This window comes from Actinoplanes sp. CA-142083 (assembly GCF_050942195.1).
Classification (GTDB): Bacteria; Actinomycetota; Actinomycetes; order Mycobacteriales; family Micromonosporaceae; genus Actinoplanes.
The window spans coordinates 1,555,001-1,573,778 of sequence record NZ_CP192076.1; the positions used below are offsets into that span (position 1 = coordinate 1,555,001).

At 70.0% G+C, this 18,778-nt stretch carries 14 protein-coding genes and 2 rRNA genes (1 of these 16 only partly in view); 10 read left to right on the forward strand and 6 right to left on the reverse strand.

Annotation, left to right across the window (positions count from 1 at the left end; translation table 11 throughout):
- Positions 1-396: ribosomal RNA gene (locus tag ACQPZX_RS07470) — 23S ribosomal RNA — on the forward strand (it extends 2,716 nt beyond the left edge of the window).
- Between the two features lie 85 nt (positions 397-481).
- Positions 482-598 (forward strand): 5S ribosomal RNA (gene rrf / locus ACQPZX_RS07475).
- A 95-nt stretch (positions 599-693) separates the two neighbouring features.
- Here the strand turns inward: rrf and ACQPZX_RS07480 are convergent.
- Positions 694-1,347, reverse strand: coding sequence for a hypothetical protein (locus tag ACQPZX_RS07480; RefSeq protein ID WP_433376242.1), 654 nt, complete (start codon positions 1,345-1,347; stop codon positions 694-696).
- A gap of 77 nt (positions 1,348-1,424) precedes the next feature.
- On the opposite strand from ACQPZX_RS07480, the gene ACQPZX_RS07485 reads away from it, so the two are divergent.
- From ACQPZX_RS07485 to ACQPZX_RS07495, 3 genes are read left to right on the forward strand one after another with little or no spacing between them, the layout of a single operon-like run.
- Entirely contained in the window at positions 1,425-4,055 is a 2,631-nt protein-coding gene (locus ACQPZX_RS07485) for a valine--tRNA ligase (protein ID WP_433376245.1), read from the forward strand.
- Positions 4,052-5,368 (forward strand): bifunctional folylpolyglutamate synthase/dihydrofolate synthase, encoded by a 1,317-nt coding sequence (locus tag ACQPZX_RS07490; protein ID WP_433376248.1) that lies wholly within the window; start codon positions 4,052-4,054, stop codon positions 5,366-5,368. The genes ACQPZX_RS07485 and ACQPZX_RS07490 overlap by 4 nt, the downstream gene beginning before the upstream one ends.
- Positions 5,365-5,721: a DUF4233 domain-containing protein gene (locus tag ACQPZX_RS07495; RefSeq protein WP_433376251.1), complete on the forward strand. Its 357-nt coding sequence runs from the start codon at positions 5,365-5,367 to the stop codon at positions 5,719-5,721. The genes ACQPZX_RS07490 and ACQPZX_RS07495 overlap by 4 nt, the downstream gene beginning before the upstream one ends.
- A 92-nt stretch (positions 5,722-5,813) precedes the next feature.
- Here ACQPZX_RS07495 and ACQPZX_RS07500 read toward each other — a convergent pair whose 3' ends face one another.
- Entirely contained in the window at positions 5,814-7,340 is a 1,527-nt protein-coding gene (locus ACQPZX_RS07500; RefSeq protein ID WP_433376254.1) for an alkaline phosphatase D family protein, read from the reverse strand.
- 58 nt (positions 7,341-7,398) lie between these two features.
- Here ACQPZX_RS07500 and ACQPZX_RS07505 point away from each other — a divergent pair, with 58 nt between their 5' ends.
- Genes ACQPZX_RS07505 through ACQPZX_RS07520 form a run of 4 tightly spaced genes read left to right on the forward strand, consistent with a single transcriptional unit; the run spans position 7,399 to position 10,950 of the window.
- A complete protein-coding gene (locus tag ACQPZX_RS07505; protein WP_433376257.1) occupies positions 7,399-8,394 on the forward strand; it encodes an ArsR/SmtB family transcription factor in 996 nt (331 codons plus the stop codon).
- A gap of 29 nt (positions 8,395-8,423) precedes the next feature.
- Positions 8,424-9,401, forward strand: coding sequence for an ATP-binding cassette domain-containing protein (locus ACQPZX_RS07510; protein ID WP_433376260.1), 978 nt, complete (start codon positions 8,424-8,426; stop codon positions 9,399-9,401).
- Positions 9,398-10,168, forward strand: a complete 771-nt coding sequence (locus tag ACQPZX_RS07515) for an ABC transporter permease (RefSeq protein ID WP_433376263.1) — start codon at positions 9,398-9,400, stop codon at positions 10,166-10,168. The genes ACQPZX_RS07510 and ACQPZX_RS07515 overlap by 4 nt, the downstream gene beginning before the upstream one ends.
- Positions 10,165-10,950, forward strand: coding sequence for an ABC transporter permease (locus ACQPZX_RS07520; RefSeq protein WP_433376266.1), 786 nt, complete (start codon positions 10,165-10,167; stop codon positions 10,948-10,950). Before ACQPZX_RS07515 ends, ACQPZX_RS07520 begins: the two co-directional genes overlap by 4 nt.
- Here ACQPZX_RS07520 and ACQPZX_RS07525 read toward each other — a convergent pair.
- The 4 genes from ACQPZX_RS07525 to ndk form a co-directional block, all read right to left on the reverse strand.
- On the reverse strand, positions 10,918-13,893 hold the full coding sequence (locus tag ACQPZX_RS07525; RefSeq protein ID WP_433376269.1) for an alpha-mannosidase: 2,976 nt from the start codon (positions 13,891-13,893) through the stop codon (positions 10,918-10,920). The two genes, ACQPZX_RS07520 and ACQPZX_RS07525, sit on opposite strands and share 33 nt — an antisense overlap.
- Positions 13,894-13,968: 75 nt before the next feature.
- Entirely contained in the window at positions 13,969-15,108 is a 1,140-nt protein-coding gene (locus tag ACQPZX_RS07530; RefSeq protein ID WP_433376272.1) for an FAD-dependent oxidoreductase, read from the reverse strand.
- A 77-nt stretch (positions 15,109-15,185) separates the two neighbouring features.
- The gene (locus ACQPZX_RS07535; protein WP_433376275.1) at positions 15,186-15,860 is read right to left on the reverse strand and encodes a TetR/AcrR family transcriptional regulator; all 675 of its coding nucleotides are present in this window, start codon (positions 15,858-15,860) and stop codon (positions 15,186-15,188) included.
- A gap of 69 nt (positions 15,861-15,929) precedes the next feature.
- Positions 15,930-16,346 (reverse strand): nucleoside-diphosphate kinase, encoded by a 417-nt coding sequence (gene ndk / locus ACQPZX_RS07540; protein ID WP_433376278.1) that lies wholly within the window; start codon positions 16,344-16,346, stop codon positions 15,930-15,932.
- A gap of 139 nt (positions 16,347-16,485) precedes the next feature.
- Here ndk and ACQPZX_RS07545 point away from each other — a divergent pair, with 139 nt between their 5' ends.
- A complete protein-coding gene (locus ACQPZX_RS07545) occupies positions 16,486-18,687 on the forward strand; it encodes a VOC family protein (RefSeq protein WP_433376281.1) in 2,202 nt (733 codons plus the stop codon).
- The last annotated feature ends 91 nt before the right edge of the window (positions 18,688-18,778 follow it).

Consider the following 18,778-nt stretch of genomic DNA (forward strand, 5'->3'; position numbering starts at 1 on the left):
GGCTCGTCGCATCCTGGGGCTGTAGCAGGTCCCAAGGGTTGGGCTGTTCGCCCATTAAAGCGGTACGCGAGCTGGGTTTAGAACGTCGTGAGACAGTTCGGTCCCTATCCGCCGTGCGCGTTGGATACTTGAGAAGGGCTGTCCCTAGTACGAGAGGACCGGGACGGACGAACCTCTGGTGTGCCAGTTGTCCCGCCAGGGGCACGGCTGGTTGGCTACGTTCGGAAGGGATAACCGCTGAAAGCATCTAAGCGGGAAGCTCGCTTCGAGATGAGGTATCCCACCACCATTTGAGTGGGTAAGGCTCCCAGCCAGACGACTGGGTTGATAGGCCGGAGATGTAAGCCAGGTAACTGGTTCAGTCGACCGGTACTAATAAGCCGAGGGCTTAACCACCTTAAACTTTTTGCTCAACGCGTCCACTGTGTGATTCACAGCAAACGAACAACCAGGCAGGTTGTTTGTGCATGCTGGCAGCTGTTTCGGTGGTCATAGCGGAGGGGAAACGCCCGGTCTCATTCCGAACCCGGAAGCTAAGCCCTCCAGCGCCGATGGTACTGCACTCGGGAGGGTGTGGGAGAGTAGGACGCCGCCGGACTCAACGTGAACAGAAAGCCCGCCCCGAGCGATCGGGGCGGGCTTTCTGCATTCCTGAAGCATTCCCGAAGCATTTCTGGAGCATTTCTGGAGCAATCAGCGGGACTCGGTGGCGTCGCGGATCTGGCGGAGAAGCGGGGCGGCCTCGGACTCGGGGCGGTTGTTGAACATGGCCAGCGCGAGGCTTCCGTGGTCGGACCAGCCGCAGACGGTCAGGTCGCCGGCGTCCGCCTTTGTGGTTCCGCATTTCATCGTGCCGCCCAGCTTGCCGGCGTCGACCTCGTGCAGCTCGGTCACGGCGCCCTGGTTGTCGTCGATCAGGTCGAAGGCGGAGTCCAAGTCGCTCTCCGGAGTCCAGAAGAGGGCGGTGCCGCCGAAGAGGAGTACGTCTTTGCCTTCGCCGGCGGTGTCGGTGTAGACGGCGCCGACGGTCTTGTCCAGGTCGATCTCGGCGGCCACCGCGGTCTGCAGGTAGTCGGCGGTGTCCTTGGCGTCCTCGGAGCTGTCCAGGCGCAGGCTGCCCACCTGGGGTGGGGGAGTCAGCGTGGCGTCCTTCTGGGTGACTATCTGCCAGCCGGTGTAGGCCAGCACGCCCCCGCCCGCCACGGCCACCGCGAGCAGGCCCGACAGCAGGACCACCCGCACCCGTGAGCGCGGCTGGGGCTGCTGCTCCGGCGCGTCGGGCGACTCGGGCGTCAGCTGGATCGACCCGATCTCGATCGGGACGTCATTGGGTGGGGCGTCGGACATTGCGCGAGCCTAGCAATCGCTACCTACGGAGGGAGGTGCGAATTCGGGTTCGGCGAGCGGCTCCGTAGACTTGGCGGGTGACCGACTCGACCCAGACCCGCACCCCGGACAGCCGGCCCACCGGTGGCCTCTCCGCCCAGTACCAGCCGGGCGAGGTAGAGCAGCGGCGGTATGAGGCGTGGGTATCGGCGGGCTATTTCACGGCCGACCCGGCCAGTGACAAGCCGGCGTTCTCGATCGTGATTCCGCCGCCCAACGTGACCGGGTCGCTGCACGTCGGGCACGCGCTCGACCACACGATCCAGGACACGCTGTCGCGGCTCAAGCGCATGCAGGGCTATGAGGTGCTGTGGCTGCCGGGCATGGACCACGCCGGCATCGCCACGCAGAACGTGGTGGAGCGGCAGCTCGCCTCGCAGCAGCTGTCCCGGCACGACCTGGGCCGCGAGAAGTTCGTGGAGAAGGTCTGGGAGTGGAAGGCGCAGTCCGGCGGCGCGATCCTCGGGCAGATGCGCCGGCTCGGTGACTCCGTCGACTGGAGCCGCGAGCGGTTCACCATGGACGAGGGCCTGTCGCGGGCCGTGCAGACCATCTTCAAGCGGCTGTACGACGACAAGCTGATCTACCGCGCGAACCGGATCATCAACTGGTGCCCGCGCTGCCTCACCGCGCTCAGCGACATCGAGGTCGAGCACACCGACGACGAGGGCGAGCTCATCTCGATCCGGTACGGCGACGGTGCCAACTCCATCGTGGTCGCGACCACCCGGGCCGAGACGATGCTGGGCGACACCGCGGTGGCCGTCCATCCCGACGACGAGCGCTACCAGCACATGGTCGGCACCGAGGTGGAGCTGCCGCTGACCGGGCGGCGCATCCCGATCGTGGCCGACGAGCACGTCGACCCGTCGTTCGGCACCGGCGCGGTCAAGGTGACCCCGGCCCACGACCCCAACGACTTCGAGATCGGCCAGCGGCACAACCTGCCGAGCCTGACCATCATGGACGAGCGCGCCGTCGTCACCGTGCCCGGCCCGTTCGAGGGTCTCGACCGGTACGAAGCGCGCCCGGCGATCGTCGACGCGCTGCGCGAGCAGGGGCGGATCGTCGCCGAGAAGCGGCCCTACCTGCACTCGGTGGGCCACTGCTCGCGCTGCAAGACGACCGTCGAGCCGCGGCTGTCGCTGCAGTGGTTCGTCAACACCGGGCCGCTGGCCAAGGCGGCCGGCGACGCGGTGCGCGACGGCCGGGTCCGGATCGAGCCGGCCGAGCTCGCGAAGCGCTACTTCGCCTGGGTCGACAACATGCACGACTGGTGCATCTCGCGCCAGCTGTGGTGGGGTCACCGCATCCCGGTCTGGTACGGGCCGGACGGCGAGGTCGTCTGCGTCGGCCCCGACGAGCAGCCGCCCACCGGTGACGGGTGGCGCCAGGACGAAGACGTACTCGACACTTGGTTTTCCTCTGCTCTTTGGCCTTTCTCGACGATGGGGTGGCCGGAGCAGACCGCCGAGCTCGAGAAGTTCTACCCGACCAGCGTGCTGGTCACCGGCTACGACATCCTCTTCTTCTGGGTCGCCCGGATGATGATGTTCGGCCTGTACGCGATGGATGACGTGCAGCCGTTCAACGTGGTCAACCTGCACGGCATGGTCCGCGACGGCCACGGCAAGAAGATGTCGAAGTCGTTCGGCAACGTGGTCGACCCGCTCGATTGGATCGACCGCTACGGCGCCGACGCCACCCGCTTCACGCTGGCCCGCGGCGCCAACCCGGGCTCGGATGTGCCGATCAGCGAGGAGTGGTGTCAGGGCTCGCGCAACTTCTGCAACAAGCTCTGGAACGCGACCCGCTTCGCGCTGATGAACGGCGCGACCGTCGAGGGCGATCTGCCGCCGGCCGAGGAGCTGTCGGCGATCGACAAGTGGATCCTGTCGCGGCTGCAGCACGTGATCGGCGAGGTCGACGAGCAGTTCGCGACGTACGAGTACGCGAAGGTCTGCGACACCCTTTACCACTTCGCGTGGGACGACGTCTGCGACTGGTACCTGGAGCTGAGCAAGCCGGTGCTCGCCGAGGGCAGCCCGGCTACGCAGCGGGTGCTCGGGCATGTCCTCGACGAACTGCTGCGCCTGCTGCATCCGGTCATCCCGTTCGTCACCGAGGAGCTGTGGATCGCGCTCACCGGCGGCGAGACGGTGACCCGGGCGCCGTGGCCGGCCGCCGACAAGGAGCTGATCGACGACGCCGCCGAGGAGGAGCTGGCCGCCCTGCAAAAGGTGGTCACCGAGGTTCGCCGGTTCCGCTCCGACCAGGGCCTCAAGCCCACCCAGCGGGTGACCGCGGCGCTCACCGGCCTCGGCAACGTCGGCATCGACACGCACGAGACGCTGATCCGCTCGCTGGCCCGGCTCGACAAGCCGGCCGCCGGCTTCACCGCCACGGCGACCCTCGCGGTCACCGGCGGGATCACGGTCGACCTCGACACCCGCGGCACGATCGACGTCGCCGCCGAGCGGGCCCGCCTGGAGAAGGACCGCGCCGCCGCGGAGAAGGAGGCGGCGCAGGCGAAGGCCAAGCTCGGCAACGAGGCGTTCCTGGCCAAGGCGCCCGAGCAGGTGGTGGCCAAGATCAAGGATCGCCTGACGGCCGCTGAGGCCGATCTCACGCGAATTGCGGCGGCAATGGAGGCGTTGCAAAAGGCATGAGCAGTGAATATGACGAGGTGTCGGCCGCGCTGGACCAGCGCGGCTTCACCCGCATGGTGTTCGACATCCAGAAGATCCGGGATCTCATGGACGTGCTGGGCAGCCCGCAGCGGGCGTACCCGGCCATCCACCTGACCGGCACCAACGGCAAGACCAGCACGGCCCGGATGATCGACGCGCTGCTGCGGGCGCACGGCCTGCACACGGGCCGGTACACGAGCCCGCACCTGGAGACGGTCCGCGAGCGGATCAGCCTCGACGGCGAGCCGATCTCCGAGGAGCGGCTGGTCGAGACGTACCGCGAGGTGGCGCCGCTCGCCGAGCTGATCGACGCGCGCAACAGCGAGCCGCTCACCTACTTCGACATGACCACGGCGATGGCGTACGCGGCGTTCGCGGACGCGCCGGTCGACATCGCGGTCGTGGAGGTCGGCCTCGGCGGCGAGGACGACGCGACCAACGTGATCGAGGCCGGGGTCGCGGTGATGCTCCCGATCGGGCTCGACCACACCGAGTGGCTCGGCGACACCATCGAGGACATCGCCTGGGCCAAGGCCGGCATCATCCACAAGGGCGCCACGGTGATCTCGGCGCTGCAGACCGAGGAGGCCATGCGGCCGATCCTCGAGCGCTCGGCCGAGATGGGCGCGACCGTCGCCCGGGAGGGCAGCGAGTTCGGGGTCATCGAGCGCGCGCAGGCGGTCGGCGGTCAGGTGCTGCGGCTGCAGGGGCTGCACGCGGTGTACGACGAGATCTTCCTGCCGCTGTTCGGCGCGCACCAGGCGCAGAACGCGGCGGTCGCGCTGGCGGCGGTCGAAGCGTTCCTGGGCGACCAGGTGCGTCCCGAGCTGGTGGTCGAGGGGTTCGCGCAGGTCGACTCGCCGGGCCGGCTCGAGCGGGTGCGCAGCGCGCCGACGATCCTGCTCGACGGCGCGCACAACCCGCACGGCATGGCGGCGACGGTGGCCGCGCTGGAGGAGGAGTTCAGCTTCCGGCACCTGGTCGCGGTGGTGGCGGTGCTCGGCGACAAGGACGTGTCGGGCCTGCTCGACCTGCTGGAGCCGGTCGCCGCGCGAATCGTGGTCACGCAGAACAGCTCGCCGCGGTCGATGCCGCTGAACGAGCTGGCCCAGCTGGCGACCGACATCTTCGGCGAGGACCGGGTGACGGTGGCCGAGACCATGCCGGACGCGATCGAGGAGGCCGTGGTGCTCGCCGAGGAGGACGCGTCGGGCGAGCTGAGCGGCGTGGCGGTGCTGATCACCGGTTCGGTCGTGACGGTCGCGGACGCCCGGAAACTCTTGAAGAAATGAGTGATCAGGAAGGCCCGCGCTCGGGGTTGCGGAACCCCAAGGCCGCCGTGCGTGGCCTGGGCGCGGGGACGCTGGTTCTGGAAGCGATCGTGCTGTTGCTGGCTATCCAGCCGATCCGCATCCTGGGCGGCGACCTGAGTGGTTGGGGCGTCGCCGCGGTGATCGCGCTTGCCGTGGCGGCGATTCTGCTGGCCGGGATGATGAGCCGGCCCTGGGCGTGGGTGGCGGGCGCGGTGCTCCAGGCTCTGCTGATCGCCTGCGGGCTGTTGCACTGGTCGCTGGCCGTGCTGGGGATCATCTTCGCCGGGGCGTGGGCTTATGCGGCCTACGTGCGGAAGACGATTTTGGGCTGAGCCCGGCCCGGCAGCCAAGCCCGGAACGGGCGGCACGGGCCCCGGCCACGACGGACGTCGCCGTGTGCTCCGGGGACCGTGCCGGACTCGTATCAAATATCGGTTTTGAGGGTTGTCGACCAGAGTGAGACGCCGTCGCGATCGCGCAGGTAGACGGTCATCGCGCCGGAGTGTGCGTCGATCTCCACCTCGCCGAAATGCTGGAAGCCCTCGGCCGGCGACGTGTTGGCGACCGGCGGGGCGTGCACGAAGGCGGTCTGCGGGCCGAAGGTGCCGTCGAGCGCGTTGGGACCGAAGGCGCCGGCGTGCGCGGGACCCGAGACGAACTCCCAGAACGGCGTGAAGTCCTGGACGGACGCGCGCGACGGGTCGTAGTGCTGGGCCGCGGTGTAGTGGACGTCGGCGGTCAGGAAGACGATGCCCTTCACGCCGTGGCGGTGCGCCGACTGCAGGACCTGGGCGAACTCGAGCTCGCGGCCCTTGGGAGCGCCGTTGTCGCCCTGGGCGACGCCCTCCTGCGCGGTCGCGCCGTCGGGGACGACCAGGCCGAGTGGGAGGTCGTTCGCGATGATCTTCCAGGTGGCCTTCGACGAGCGCAGGCCGCGGATCAGCCACTCGCGTTGCTCGGCGCCGAGCATGCCGCGCTGGGGATCGGCGTAGGTGTTGCCGTCGTTCGGGTCCTTGAAGGTGCGCATGTCGAGGATGAAGATGTCGAGCAGCGGGCCGTAGGAAAGCTTGCGGTAGACCGGGCCGGTCGCCGACGGGATCGGCGTCCACTCGTGGTAGGCCTGGTGGGCGCGGGTGGCCAGCACGTCGACCGACTTCTCGGTGTAGCGGACGTCGTCGAGGATCTGGCCGGGGAACCAGTTGTTGCGGACCTCGTGGTCGTCCCACTGGTTGATCTGCGGGACCTCGGCGGCGAAGCGCTTGTAGTTCTCGTCGAGCAGGTTGTAGGCGTACTGGCCGCGGTACTCCTTGAGGGTCTCGGCGACCTTCGACTTCTCCTCGGTGACCAGGTTGCGCCAGAGCCGGCCGTCGGGGAGCGTGACCTGCTCGACCAGCGGGCCGTCGGCGTAGACGGTGTCGCCGCTGTGCAGCAGGAAGTCGGGGCGGCGACGGCGCATCGATTCGAACAGGCGCAGGCCGCCGTACGCGGGGTCGATGCCCCAGCCCTGGCCGACCACGTCGCCGGTCCAGACGAAGCGGATGTCGGTGCGCCGCAGCGGGGCCGTGCTGAGCGACCCGTTCACCGAGGAGCCGAACAGGCCGGGCCGGTCGATGCTCTCGGCCCGGACCCGGTAGTAGATCTTGGAGTCGGACGGCAGGTTGCGCAGGCGGACCTTGCCGGTGAAGTCGGTGCCGGGCGTGACGATCGGGCCGCGGATCACCCGGGCGCCGCGCAGGTCGGGACGGCGGCTCGCCTGCACCCAGAGCCGGGCGGGGCGGTCGGCGCGGCCCCAGATGATCGCCGAGTCGGCGGTGGCGTCGCCGCTCTGCACCCCGTGGGTGAGCAGCGGCCGGACGCCGGCGGAGGAGAACGCGGGCGCTTCGAACAGGGCGCTGCCGGCGATGCCGAGCGCACCCGCCTTGAGAAGGCCGCGTCGTGAGATCGAGGTCATGTCCTGATGCCTATCGATCGGACGTGGCTCGCGGGTGGCCTTTCCCTAAACTCATGGTGTGATCCGAATCGAGATCGATGAACCGACGCTGGCTCGCACGCGGATCGCGATCAGCCCGCTGGCCGAGGTGTTCTGCAGCGTCGCCCTGCTGCAACGGAACCCGGACGGCGCGCCGTGGCCGTACACCGAGTGGGCGCTGCGGGCGCGGGAGATCCTGCGGATCGATCCGGCGGTCGCGCCGGTGCGGCTCTATCTGGAGTTGCCGTCGCGGTCGCCCGATTTTCTGTGCCCGATCCCGCTGACCTCGACGCCGACGCTGGCCGAGCAGCTCGATCAGCTTCGCGAGACGCCGGCCGACGTCGTGGCGGCGCAGCTTCCGAAATATCCCTCGGCCGATCTGCGCATTTTTACGACAAATCGGACCGAGGTGCTGAAGCGGCTCGCGGACGGGATCGAGGCCTACTGGGAGCGGGCGATCGCGCCGCACTGGCCGGCGATGCGGGCGGCGCTCGATGAGGAGGTGCTGCTGCGGGCGCGGGCGCTGGCGGCCGACGGGCCCGACGCGTTGCTGTCGCAGCTGCACGAGCGGATCAAGTGGGAACGGCCGGTGCTCACCCTGGTCAAGCCGCTCGAGCAGTCGTTCGAGGCGGTCAACCAGCGGCTGCTGCTGGTGCCGCTGATCTTCTCGCGCGGCGCGCTGATGTGCTCCAGCGACCACCCGGACATCGTGATGGTGACCTATCAGGCGCGCGGGTCGGCGCTGCTGGCCTCGTCGCCGCAGCCGGTCGCCGATGATCGACTGTCCATCCTGGTCGGCCGGGGGCGGGCGGCGGTGTTGAGGGCGTTGCGAACGCCCGCGACGACGACCGGGCTCGCCGCGGCGCTTGGGCTCGCGCCGAGCACGATCTCCGAGCATCTGACCGGCCTGCAGGCGGCCGGGGTGGTGCACCGGCGACGGGCCGGGCGCCGCGTGCTCTACGGCCTCGAACCGGCCGGGATCGCGCTGGTCACCCTGCTCGGCGACGATTCGGCCGCGACCGAATTCGTTTCCTAGGGGTCCGCTCGCCCCCTAGCGTTCCGGGCATGGGGAGCGAGTACGCCATCGAGGCGGACGAATTGCGCCGGACATATCGGGGGCGCACCGGGTGGCTGCGGCCGAAGAAGACCGAGGTCGACGCGGTGCGCGGCGTGTCCTTCACGGTGGGGCGCGGGGAGCTGTTCGGTCTGCTCGGGCCGAACGGCGCCGGCAAGACGACCACGATCAAGATGCTGAACACCCTGCTGCTGCCGAGCTCCGGGTCGGCCCGGGTGTGCGGCCACGACGTGGTCCGGCAGACCCGGGAGGTACGCCGCCGGATCGGTTACGTGTTCGGCGGCGACCGCGGGCTCTACGACCGGCTCTCCGCGCTGGACAACCTGCGGTACTTCGCCGAGCTGTACGGGGTGGCGCCGCGCGAGCAGAAGCGCCGGATCGCCGAGCTGCTGGAGCTGGTCGGGCTGGCCGGGCGGGAGCGGGAACGGGTCGAGGGGTATTCGCGCGGCATGCGCCAGCGGCTGCACATCGCCCGCGGGCTGCTGCACTCGCCGGAGGTGCTGTTCCTCGACGAGCCGTCGATCGGGGTCGACCCGGTGGCGGCGCGCGAGCTGCGGCGTACCGTCTCCGACCTGGCGGCGGCCGGCACGACCGTGCTGCTGACCACGCACTACATGGCCGAGGCCGACGAGCTCTGCGACCGGATCGCGGTGATCGCCGACGGGGAGATCCAGGCGCTGGGCACCCCGGTCGAGCTGCGGCGCCGGGCCGACGGGCGGCGGGTGGTCGAGGTCGAGGCGTACGGGGTGCCCGACACGGCGGTGCTGGCGCTGCGCGGGCTGCCGGGCGTGCGGGAGACCGCGATCGAGGAGCGCGGCGCGCTGCAGCTGCTCACCGTCCAGTCCGACGCGCACATCGACGTGCAGGGCGACATCCTCCGCGAGCTCGCCGGGATCCGGCTCGGCCGGGTGAACAGCCGCGAGCCGACCCTCGAGGACGCGTACGTGGCGATCGTGAACGCCGCATGAGGACGCTACGCATGCTTGCTCTGGGCACGCTGGCCCACGTCAAGCAGATGAGCCGCTCGCCGTTCGAGGTGACGATCGCCCTGGTCGTGCCGATCGTGCAGGCGACGCTGGCGGTGTATCTGTTCCGCGCCGGCCAGGAGCAGCACCGGCTGCTCGAGGCGGCGGTCGGGGCCGGGCTGATGGGCGTCTGGTCGTCGGTGCTGTTCGGCTCCGGCGGCGCGATCCAGAACCAGCGCTGGCAGGGCACCCTGGAGATGATCATGCTGGCGCCCCGGCGACCGGTGATGGTGATCCTGCCGATCACCGTGGCGACCGGGCTGACCGGCACCTACGCCCTGCTGGCCACCCTCGCGTGGGGCCGGATCCTCTACGGCATCCCGCTCGACTTCGCGCGTCCCTTCGGCTTCGTCGTGGCCGCGGTGGTCTGCATCGTCGCGCTCGGCATGTTCGGCCTGCTGCTCGCGTCCACGTTCGTGCTGATGCGCAACGCCAACGCGTTGACCAACACGCTCGAGTATCCGATCTGGCTGGTCAGCGGCATGCTGGTGCCGATGACCGTGCTGCCGGCCTGGACCGGGCCGATCGCGGCCGTGCTGCCGACCACCTGGGGCGCCCGCGCGTTGCGCGAGGCGACAACCGGCGGTCCCGTCTGGCCGTCCGTCGCCGTCTGCTTGGGGATCAGCCTGATCTGCCTCGCCTTCGGCTCGATCTCGCTCACGTACGTCGAACGTCGCGCTCGCGCGGCCGCGACTTTGGCGCTCGCATGAGGACTTTGCGATTGGTGACCGTGGGCGGCGTGATCGCGTACCGCGCCCTGTTCAACTGGACCCGGCCCGCGATCTTCGTGGGCACCCTGCTGGTCGGACCGCTGTTCCAGCTGCTGTTCTTCGCCTACCTGGGCCGCCAGCTGCAGGTCGCCGACGACCGGTTCTACATCGTCGGCAACGCGGTGCTGACCGCCACGCTGGCCTGCGTCTTCGGCGGGACGCTCGCGGTCGGCAACGAGCGGCGCTACGGGACGCTCGGGCACGTTCTGCTCTCGCCGCGCAGCCGCACGCTGGTGTTCCTGGGGCGGGCGCTGCCGTACGCGGGGAACGGCCTGATGATCGCGGTGGTCACGCTGACCGTGAGCGCGGCGCTGCTCGGGCTGCGCTTGCCGGTCTCGGCGGTGCCCGGGCTGCTGCTGGCGATGGCGGCCGGGTCGCTGGCGTGCGCGTTCTTCGGACTCACGCTGGGCGCGCTGGGCCTGCGCTTCCGGGACGTCTGGGTGATCTCGAACGTCGCGGTGGCGCTGCTGCTCCTGCTGACCGGCGTGAACGTGCCGGCCGAATCGCTGCCGGACTGGATGGTGACGGCCGGGCGGTTCCTGCCGATCACGCACGCCGCGGAGGCGGCCCGGCAGTTGGCGGCCGGGCGCGGCCTGGGTGCGGCCGCGCCCGCGCTGGGCTGGGAGGTGCTGGTCGGCATCGGCTACGCCGTGCTGGCCGCGGTGCTGCTCAAGGTGTTCGAGACCGAGTCACGCCGGACGGCCAGCCTCGAGACGCTCTAGCCGGATCGTGCGCACTTCGAAGGGAGTCAGATGAAGCGTCAGGCCGGCCGGATCCTCCGGCCGTTCGAGCAGGGACGCCGTGTGAGCTTGGCCCGCGCCGTAATTGACGGTCAGGGTTCCCGTGGCCCGCCGGCCCAGCGACTCGTAGACCCGGACGACCAGGTCGCCGCTGCGATCATCGGCCAGCTTCACCGCCGAGACGAGGATGCCTTCGCCCTCGACCGACACCAGCGGGTCGAAGCCGTGATCGCCGGCGACCTGACGAAGCGGGAGGTTCATCGCGATGCCCTCGGCGGTGGCCTCGGCGACGCCGGCGCCGATCACCAAGCCGTAGGAGCAGGTCTGGCGGCCCTGGTCGGTCTCGGGGTCGGGGAAGCGCGGCGCCCGCAGCAGCGACAGCCGGATCGTGGTGGTTTCCGGGGTGCGGGTCTGGTCGTAGCCGTATGTCGAATCGGTGACCAGCGCGGCGCCGAAGCCGGGCTCCTCGACGAGCACGAAACGGTGCATGGAGGCCTCGAATTTGGCCGCCTCCCAGCTGGTGTTCGTGTGCGTGACGCGCTTCTGATAACCGAACTGGGTCTCGGCGGCGACGTGCTCCGCTCGTACGTCGAAGGGGAATTTGATTTTCAGGAATTTCTCGGTCTCGTGCCAGTCGGTCGCCTGATCGATGCGCAGGACCCGGCTGCCCGGCGCGAGGGTGAGCGTCTGCGTGACGCGCGATTTCGAGAAAGCGCGCACGATCGTGACGTGGGCGCCGCGTTCGTCCTCGGTGAATTCCATGGACTCGAGCTCGCGCAGGTCGGTGACCCGGTTGCGATAGAAACGGTCGACATCCCAGGCGTCCCACCTGTTCGGGAAGTCCTGGTGCAGCTGCAGCAGGTTGCCCTCCTGGCCGGCGGGAATCGCGTCGCGGCCGGTTGCGAGGTCTTTTGCGCTCGTGATCAACCCTTCGTCCGAAATGGTCACCTCGACTATTCCATTGGACAGCACATGGTTTCTGATCTCGACGCTGCCGCCGGACATTTCGGTTGTTTTTCCAGAAAGCGCGGGGATGCCGTCGCGCGTGAAAGGTGCGGGATTGAGCGCGATCTGACGGTCGCCCTCGCCGATCAGCGCGCGTTGCGCTTCGGCGATGAGTTGCTCCGCCGCTTCGCGGATTTCCCTGTACGCGGCGACAGCCTCGCGATGCACCCAAGCGATCGACGTGCCCGGCAGAATGTCGTGGAACTGATGCAGCAGAACCGCGCGCCACAGTTCGTCGATTTTCTCGTACGGATACGGATGCCCGGCCCGGATCGCGGCCGTCGCCGACCACAGCTCGGCCTCGATCAGCAGATGCTCGCTGCGCCGGTTGCCCTGTTTGGTGCGGTGCTGGCTGGTCAGCGTGGCCCGGTGCAGCTCCAGGTAGAGCTCGCCGACCCAGACCGGCGGATGCTCGAGCTCGGCCCGGGCCTGGGCGAAGAAGTCGTTCGGATGCTCCCAGCGGACCGTGGCGCTGCCCTCGAGATCGCGCAGCCGGGCCGCCCGGCCGGCCATCTCGCGGGTCGTGCCGCCACCGCCGTCACCCCAGCCGACCGGCGCCAGTGAGCGCGACGCGACCCGACTCTCCCGGAACTGCGACGACGCCCGGGCCAGCTCGGCCCCGGAAAGCTGCGAGTTGTAGGTGTCCATCGGCGGGAAGTGGGTGAAGACCCGGGAGCCGTCGATGCCCTCCCAGAGGAAGGTGTGGTGCGGGAACTTGTTGACCTGGTTCCAGGAGATCTTCTGGGTGAAGAACCATTGGAACCCGGCCCGGCGCATCAGCTGCGGCAGCGCGGGGGAGTAGCCGAAGCTGTCCGGCAGCCACACGCCCTGACTCTCGACGCCGAACTCCTCCCGGAAGAAGCGCTGGCCGTAGGTGAATTGCCGAACCAGCGCCTCGCCGGTGGGCATGACGGTGTCGCTCTCCACCCACATGCCGCCCAACGGGAGGAACCGGCCGTCGCGCACCGCCTTGACGACCTGATCCCAGACCTCGGGGCGGTGCTGCTTGAGCCAGGCGTACTGCTGCGCGCTGGACATGCCGTACTTGAAATCGGCATCGAGCTCCATGAGCTCGGTCATATTGGTCGCGGTCCGGGCCACCTTGCGGATCGTTTCCCGTACGGGCCAGAGCCAGGCCGAATCGATGTGCGCGTGCCCGATCGCCGACACCCGGTGGGCACTGTGCTCGGCAAGCGCCGCCAGCACGCCGGCCAGCTCGGCCCGGGCGGCCGCCGCGGTGCCCGCGATGTCCTGCAGGTCGAGGGCGTCGAGGGCGTCGTCGAGCGCCTGCAGGATCCGCATCCGCCGGGGCGCGGTCGCGGGCAGCGCGGCCTGCAGCTCCAGCAGCACGTCGAGGTCGAGCATCAGCTCGTAGGCCTGCTCGTCGAAGAGGGCGAGATCCATCCGCCGGGTCGTGTAGAGCGGCTGCTTCGAAGAGGTCTGGATGTCACCCTCTCGCGTGGGCTGGAAGGGGTGGTAGTCGAGCAGCACCGGGTTGGCGGCGGCCTCCAGATAGAACTCGACCATCTCCTCCTCGCCGACCGGGATCCACTGGTTGCGCGGATTGATCGACTTCACCGGGGTGCCGTCCGGGCGGTAGACCAGCGCCTCGCACTGGAAGCCGGGCATGTTGATGTCGAAGCCGAGGTCGACCACCGCCTCCACCCGGCGGCCGCGCCACTCCGGCGGAACCTGGCCGCGCAGGCGGAACCAGGTGGTGTTCCAGGCCGGTCCCCAGGGTGTGCCGACGATGTACGGCTCGTAGTTCTTCTCGAGGGCTTCGGCCGGTGGAATGGGCTCGCCGGGCAACTCGTGGAACTCAACCTCGAACGGCACACTGCCGGGGTAGATGGCGGGCCGGATGCGCTCGTTGAGGACGCGGGTCGCGCGGCCGACGGTGAGCGGGATGTCGTCGTGCATGGAACACCCTTCCCTGACGATGCTGACGCCGAGCCGCGAGCGTAGGACGATCAGCCGCAGTCGGCTCCTCCGGTTTCAGCGAGCTTCGGCCGCGCCGTAGGCGGCGAACTGGTCGACGAGGCTCTGCGGTGCGTTCTCGTCGAAGCAGAGAGCCAGGTTATCGGCCGCTTCTCGCGCCGCTTCCTCGCTGCGAGGGAAGAGGTCTTTCTCGTACGCGGCCAGGGCGGCCTCGATGTCGCCGGGGTGGGCGGCGATCGCCTTGCCTAGCTCGGCGCCGTCGAACATGGCCAGGTTGGCGCCCTCGCCGGCGAACGGCGACATCAGGTGGGCGGCGTCGCCGAGCAAGGTCACGCCGGGCACGCGGTCCCAGCGGTGATCCACCGGCAGCGCGTTGATCGTCCGGGGGATCAGCGCGCCGTCGGCCTCGCTGATCAGCGCCCGCATCGGCGGCGCCCAGCCGGCGAACTGCTCCAGCAGCACCGCCTTGCCCTGGGCGGTGTCGGTCCAGTCGACACTCTCGAGCCAGCCCAGCGGCGACTTGACCGCGATGTAGATGTGCAGGCTGCCGTCGGGCTCGCGGTGCGCGAGGAAGCCCTGGCCCGGCGCGAGGGCGAACAGCATGCCGTCGCCGACCACCGACGCCGGCCCCGGGTGACGCTCGTCGGCGTCGAGATGGTCGACCTCGATGAAGGACATCCCCGCGTACGCCGGCTTGGCGCCGGACACCAGCGGGCGGATCCGCGACCACGCGCCGTCCGCGCCGACCAGCACATCGGCGGTCACGGTCTCGCCGTCGGCGAAGGTCAGCTCGTGCCGGCCGTCGCCTAGCGGGTGGGCGCCCGTGACCCTCTTGCCCCACTTGATCGTGCCCCCGGGCAACGAGTCCAGCAGGATCTGCCGCAACCGGGGACGGTCGACCTCGGGCCGGCCGCCTTCGCTCTCCTCGTTGCTCTCCTCCATCAGCAGGGTGTTGTGCCGGTCGAGGATGCGCATGGCCTGTCCGCCGGGGTGGATGATGGCCTGGAACTGCTCGAACAACTGGGCGTCCCGGAGCGCGACCTGCCCGTTGTAGTCGTGGATGTCGAGCATGCCGCCCTGGGTCCGCGCGGCTGGGGATTCGTCCAGCTCGTAGATGGTGGCGGGGATACCGTGAACGTGCAGGACCCGGGCCAGGGTCAGGCCGCCCAGCCCGGCTCCCACGATGGTGATGCTCATTCTTCCTCCTAAACGCGTTCGTCACGAACATGTTCTTCATGGGTATGGGCCGGCGTTTTGCCCGCGCGAGTCTCACGTTAGTTGGCGCGCAGGCCGTCGATGAGGGTTTCGAAGGCCCAGCGCCGCCGCTGCAAACCGGTCCCGGACAGGATCTCCTCGCGGACGCGGGCCAGGTGGTGATAGGTCTCCGCCTTCGCCTCGGCCACCGCGAGAGCGAGATCGTGCTCCTCGCCGTCGGCCTCCACCGACTCGTCGCGGCTGCCGTGCTCGGCCGCGGTGGCGGTGGCCTGCTGCAGCAGGATGTCCACGCCCCACGCGGCTTGCCGCACCGGCAGGCCGCCGGCCAGCAGCAGCCCGAGGATCGTGTCGATCAACCGCAGGTAGTGCGGTCCGGACGGGCGCAGCATGAGGACCGAGCGCGCCAGGCTGGGATGGGCGAAGAGCAGATCGGTGTACGCCGAGAGCAGGCCGATGAGCTGCTCGCGCCACTGCGCCGGGTCCGGCTCGCCGGGCTGCTCCAGCTCCGCGACCAGCTCGTCGAGGATCGCGCCGTGCAGCTCGGCCGTGTTGCGGACGTAGACGTACAGCGACGCCGGGCCGGTGTCGAGCTCGGTGGCGAGGCGCCGCATGGTCACCCGCTCCAGGCCCTCCTCGCGCATGATCCCCAGCGCGGCCGCGACCAGCGCCTCGCGGCTCAGGGGAGCCTTGGCGGGCCGGTCGCGGCGGCTGACGGGTACTCGGCGTGGGCTCATAACACGATCGTAGCGAACATGTTCGTCAGCGACGACTGCTCACTCGTGACGGCTGTGCCACATGCCGGACTAGATCTTCGGGAACCAGAGGGCGAGCTCGCGGGCGGCACTCTCGGGGGAGTCGGAGGCGTGGACCAGGTTTTCGCGATTCGACAGGGAGTAGTCGCCGCGGATGGTGCCCGCCGCCGCCTTGCGGCCGTCGGTGGCGCCGATCATGGCGCGGACCACCTCGATGACGTTGTCGCCGGCCAGGACCAGGGCGGCCAGCGGGCCGCTGGTCATGAACTCCTTCAGCGGCGGATAGAACGCCTTCTCCACGTGGTCGGCGTAGTGCTGGTCGGCCAGGGCCGCATCCATCGTGCGCAACTCCAGCGCCTCGATGACCAGGCCCTTACGCTCGAAGCGGGCGAGGATCTCGCCCAGCAGGCCGCGGCGGACCGCATCGGGCTTGACGAGGACGAGCGAGCGCTCGACGGGGCTGGTCACGAACAGACTCCTTCAGCGAACTGCGAGGCGGACACGCGGGATTCAGCCTATCGGTACCCAGTTTCGGGCGGGCAGCTACCGCACTTTCGCTCGGACCGCGCCGGGCAATAACCTGACGTGAAAGAGCGGGAGGTCCACATTGGCAAACCAGACCGGCCGTCCGATCGCACCGGCACGCAAGCTGGTGGCGGCCGTCATGGGCACGATCGCCGTCTTCGTGGTGGCGCTGGGGCTCGGCATGTCCAGCTGGGGGGTGGTCCTCTTCGGTCTGGCCGTGCTGATCCTGTCGATCGCCCTGGGCATGGTCAATGTGGTGCGCCGCGGGGCCCGGGCCTGGGTCTCCGGCACCGCCGAGGTCAAGGCGATCTCGCCGCCGCCGACGTCGTCGGCCGTCTACGGGCGGGCCGAGATCCAGGCGGTGGTGGTGGCGCCGGGCCTGCCCACCTCCGAGGTGACCATCCGCGAGCCGCGGGTGCCGGTGGTGAAGTGGCCAATGATCGGGGACACGCTGCCGATCACGGTGGACGTGGACGACATGCGCCGGGTGCGGATCAACTGGGACGACGCGACGCCGCGCGAGAAGGGCGCCGATCCACCGCCACCGCAAATGCCCGACTACGGCGAGCTGCCCGACGAGGTCATCGACGACATCGACGACGACCTGCTGGGCGACGTGGATCCGCCGCCGTGGACGACGCGCGACCAGCAGTGGGACGAGCCGCCCCCGCCACCTCCGCCGGGCGCGGAAACGGTGGTGGTGCGGGACACCCCGGCGGGCCCGGTGGTCGAGGGCGAGCTGGTCGATCACGACGAGGTGCCTCAGACGCTGCCGCGCCGAGCGCCGGGAGCCGCGGCGGCCGCCGCGGCGTCGGGAAGTACGACGGCCGGGACCGCGACGCGACCTTCGACGGCCGAGGCCGCGACAGGGGCCACGACGGCTGGCGCTGCGGCAGGGGCCGCCGCGGGTGCGGCGGCCGGAGCTGCGGCGGGACGCTCCGAGGGGAGACGACCCAGCCCACGGCCTCGTGGCGGTGGGACAGCGACGGCCACCGCCGAGCCGATGACGGACGCGCCGCCACCTCCTCGCGCGCCGCAGGACGACGCGATGCCGCGCGGCGACGCGATGCCGGTGGATGTGCCTCTGGACGAGCCGGTTGAGGGTTCGGAGGACGAGCCTCTCGGTGGCGAGCCGCATCGGCGGCCGGAGCCGACGGTGGCCGCTACTGCGGCCGAGCCGTCGCCGATGTCGAGCTTTCCTACCGCGCCGGAGCCGGTCACGCCGCCTCCTACCGCGCCGGCGCCGTCCACGTCGCGGCCTACCGCGCCGGCGCCCGTGGCGCACGATGACATCGATCTGCCGCTCGACGGGGATCCGGAGCCGGAGACGGCCACTCCGGAGGCTCGCGAGGCGATGGCGGAGGGGCTGATCGCTCCGCCCGTCGACGAGCCGTCGGCCGCCGAGGGGCGGCGGGCCACGAAGTTCGTGTCGAACGCCGCGCACGACGCGGAGGCGGGGGCCGGTCCTGGTCCCGCGCCGGAGCCGGGTGCTGAGGCTGCTGCCGCGGCGGATTCCGGGGTCGGAGGGTTGTTCGGCCCGGATTCGGATGCCGGGGCTGGTGCTGCGCCGGAGTCGGGGGCTGGGCTTGCCGCCGCGCCGGAGTCAGGTGTTGGGGCTGGTGCTGCGCCGGAGTCGGGGGCTGGGGGTGCTGCCGCGCCGGAGTCGGGGGCGGGGGCGGACAAGCACGGGGTCATCGCGGGGGCTGCGGCTGCCGCGGGGGCCGTGGCGGCGGCCGCGATGGCGGCGGTCAAGAAGTTCGGGCATCCGGAGAAGGACAGCGGGACGGAAGCCGGCGGGACTGAGCGCGCCGAGGAGAATCCGTGGGCGGCGCCGCCTCCTGTCACCGTGGAGGCCGATGAGCACGCGGATGAGCTGATCACCGCCTATCCGAGCGCGCGGCCGGGGCCGGCGGGGGCGATTTACGGCGTGGGGATCACGGTGCTTGTCACCGATCTGGCGCGGTCGATCGCGTTCTACCGGGACACGCTCGGGTTCTACGAGATCGACAGCGGGGACGGGAGCGCGGTTCTCGCCTCCGGTGACACGCGGCTGGTGCTGCGTACCGTGTCGGGGCTGTCGGCCGAGGCCGGGCGGCTGATCTTCCTGAACCTCGAGGTGGGCGACGTCGAGGCGGTGTACTCGGAGCTGGTGGAGAAGGGTGTGCGGTTCGTGCATCCGCCGCAGGCGGTGAACCGCGGGGATCGGCTGGAGCTGTGGTCGGCCACCTTCCGGGATCCGGACGATCACAACATCGCGATCACCCAGTGGCGGGCCATCCGCTGACCGGGCCAACCGCGAATGGCAGAGTGCGGATGAGGGAATCCGGGGGCGGCCGGTATCGTTGGCAGAGCGCAGGCGTTGAACCGGCCATCAC

What these genes read in the sequence shown, in the direction of transcription:
- ACQPZX_RS07480 (WP_433376242.1), bottom strand. Translation starts at nt 1,347, where the DNA reads ATGTCCGACGCCCCACCCAATGACGTCCCGATCGAGATCGGGTCGATC.
- ACQPZX_RS07490 (WP_433376248.1), top strand. Translation starts at nt 4,052, where the DNA reads ATGAGCAGTGAATATGACGAGGTGTCGGCCGCGCTGGACCAGCGCGGC.
- ACQPZX_RS07495 (WP_433376251.1), top strand. Translation starts at nt 5,365, where the DNA reads ATGAGTGATCAGGAAGGCCCGCGCTCGGGGTTGCGGAACCCCAAGGCC.
- ACQPZX_RS07500 (WP_433376254.1), bottom strand. Translation starts at nt 7,340, where the DNA reads ATGACCTCGATCTCACGACGCGGCCTTCTCAAGGCGGGTGCGCTCGGC.
- ACQPZX_RS07510 (WP_433376260.1), top strand. Translation starts at nt 8,424, where the DNA reads ATGGGGAGCGAGTACGCCATCGAGGCGGACGAATTGCGCCGGACATAT.
- ACQPZX_RS07515 (WP_433376263.1), top strand. Translation starts at nt 9,398, where the DNA reads ATGAGGACGCTACGCATGCTTGCTCTGGGCACGCTGGCCCACGTCAAG.
- ACQPZX_RS07520 (WP_433376266.1), top strand. Translation starts at nt 10,165, where the DNA reads ATGAGGACTTTGCGATTGGTGACCGTGGGCGGCGTGATCGCGTACCGC.
- ACQPZX_RS07525 (WP_433376269.1), bottom strand. Translation starts at nt 13,893, where the DNA reads ATGCACGACGACATCCCGCTCACCGTCGGCCGCGCGACCCGCGTCCTC.
- ACQPZX_RS07530 (WP_433376272.1), bottom strand. Translation starts at nt 15,108, where the DNA reads ATGAGCATCACCATCGTGGGAGCCGGGCTGGGCGGCCTGACCCTGGCC.
- ACQPZX_RS07535 (WP_433376275.1), bottom strand. Translation starts at nt 15,860, where the DNA reads ATGAGCCCACGCCGAGTACCCGTCAGCCGCCGCGACCGGCCCGCCAAG.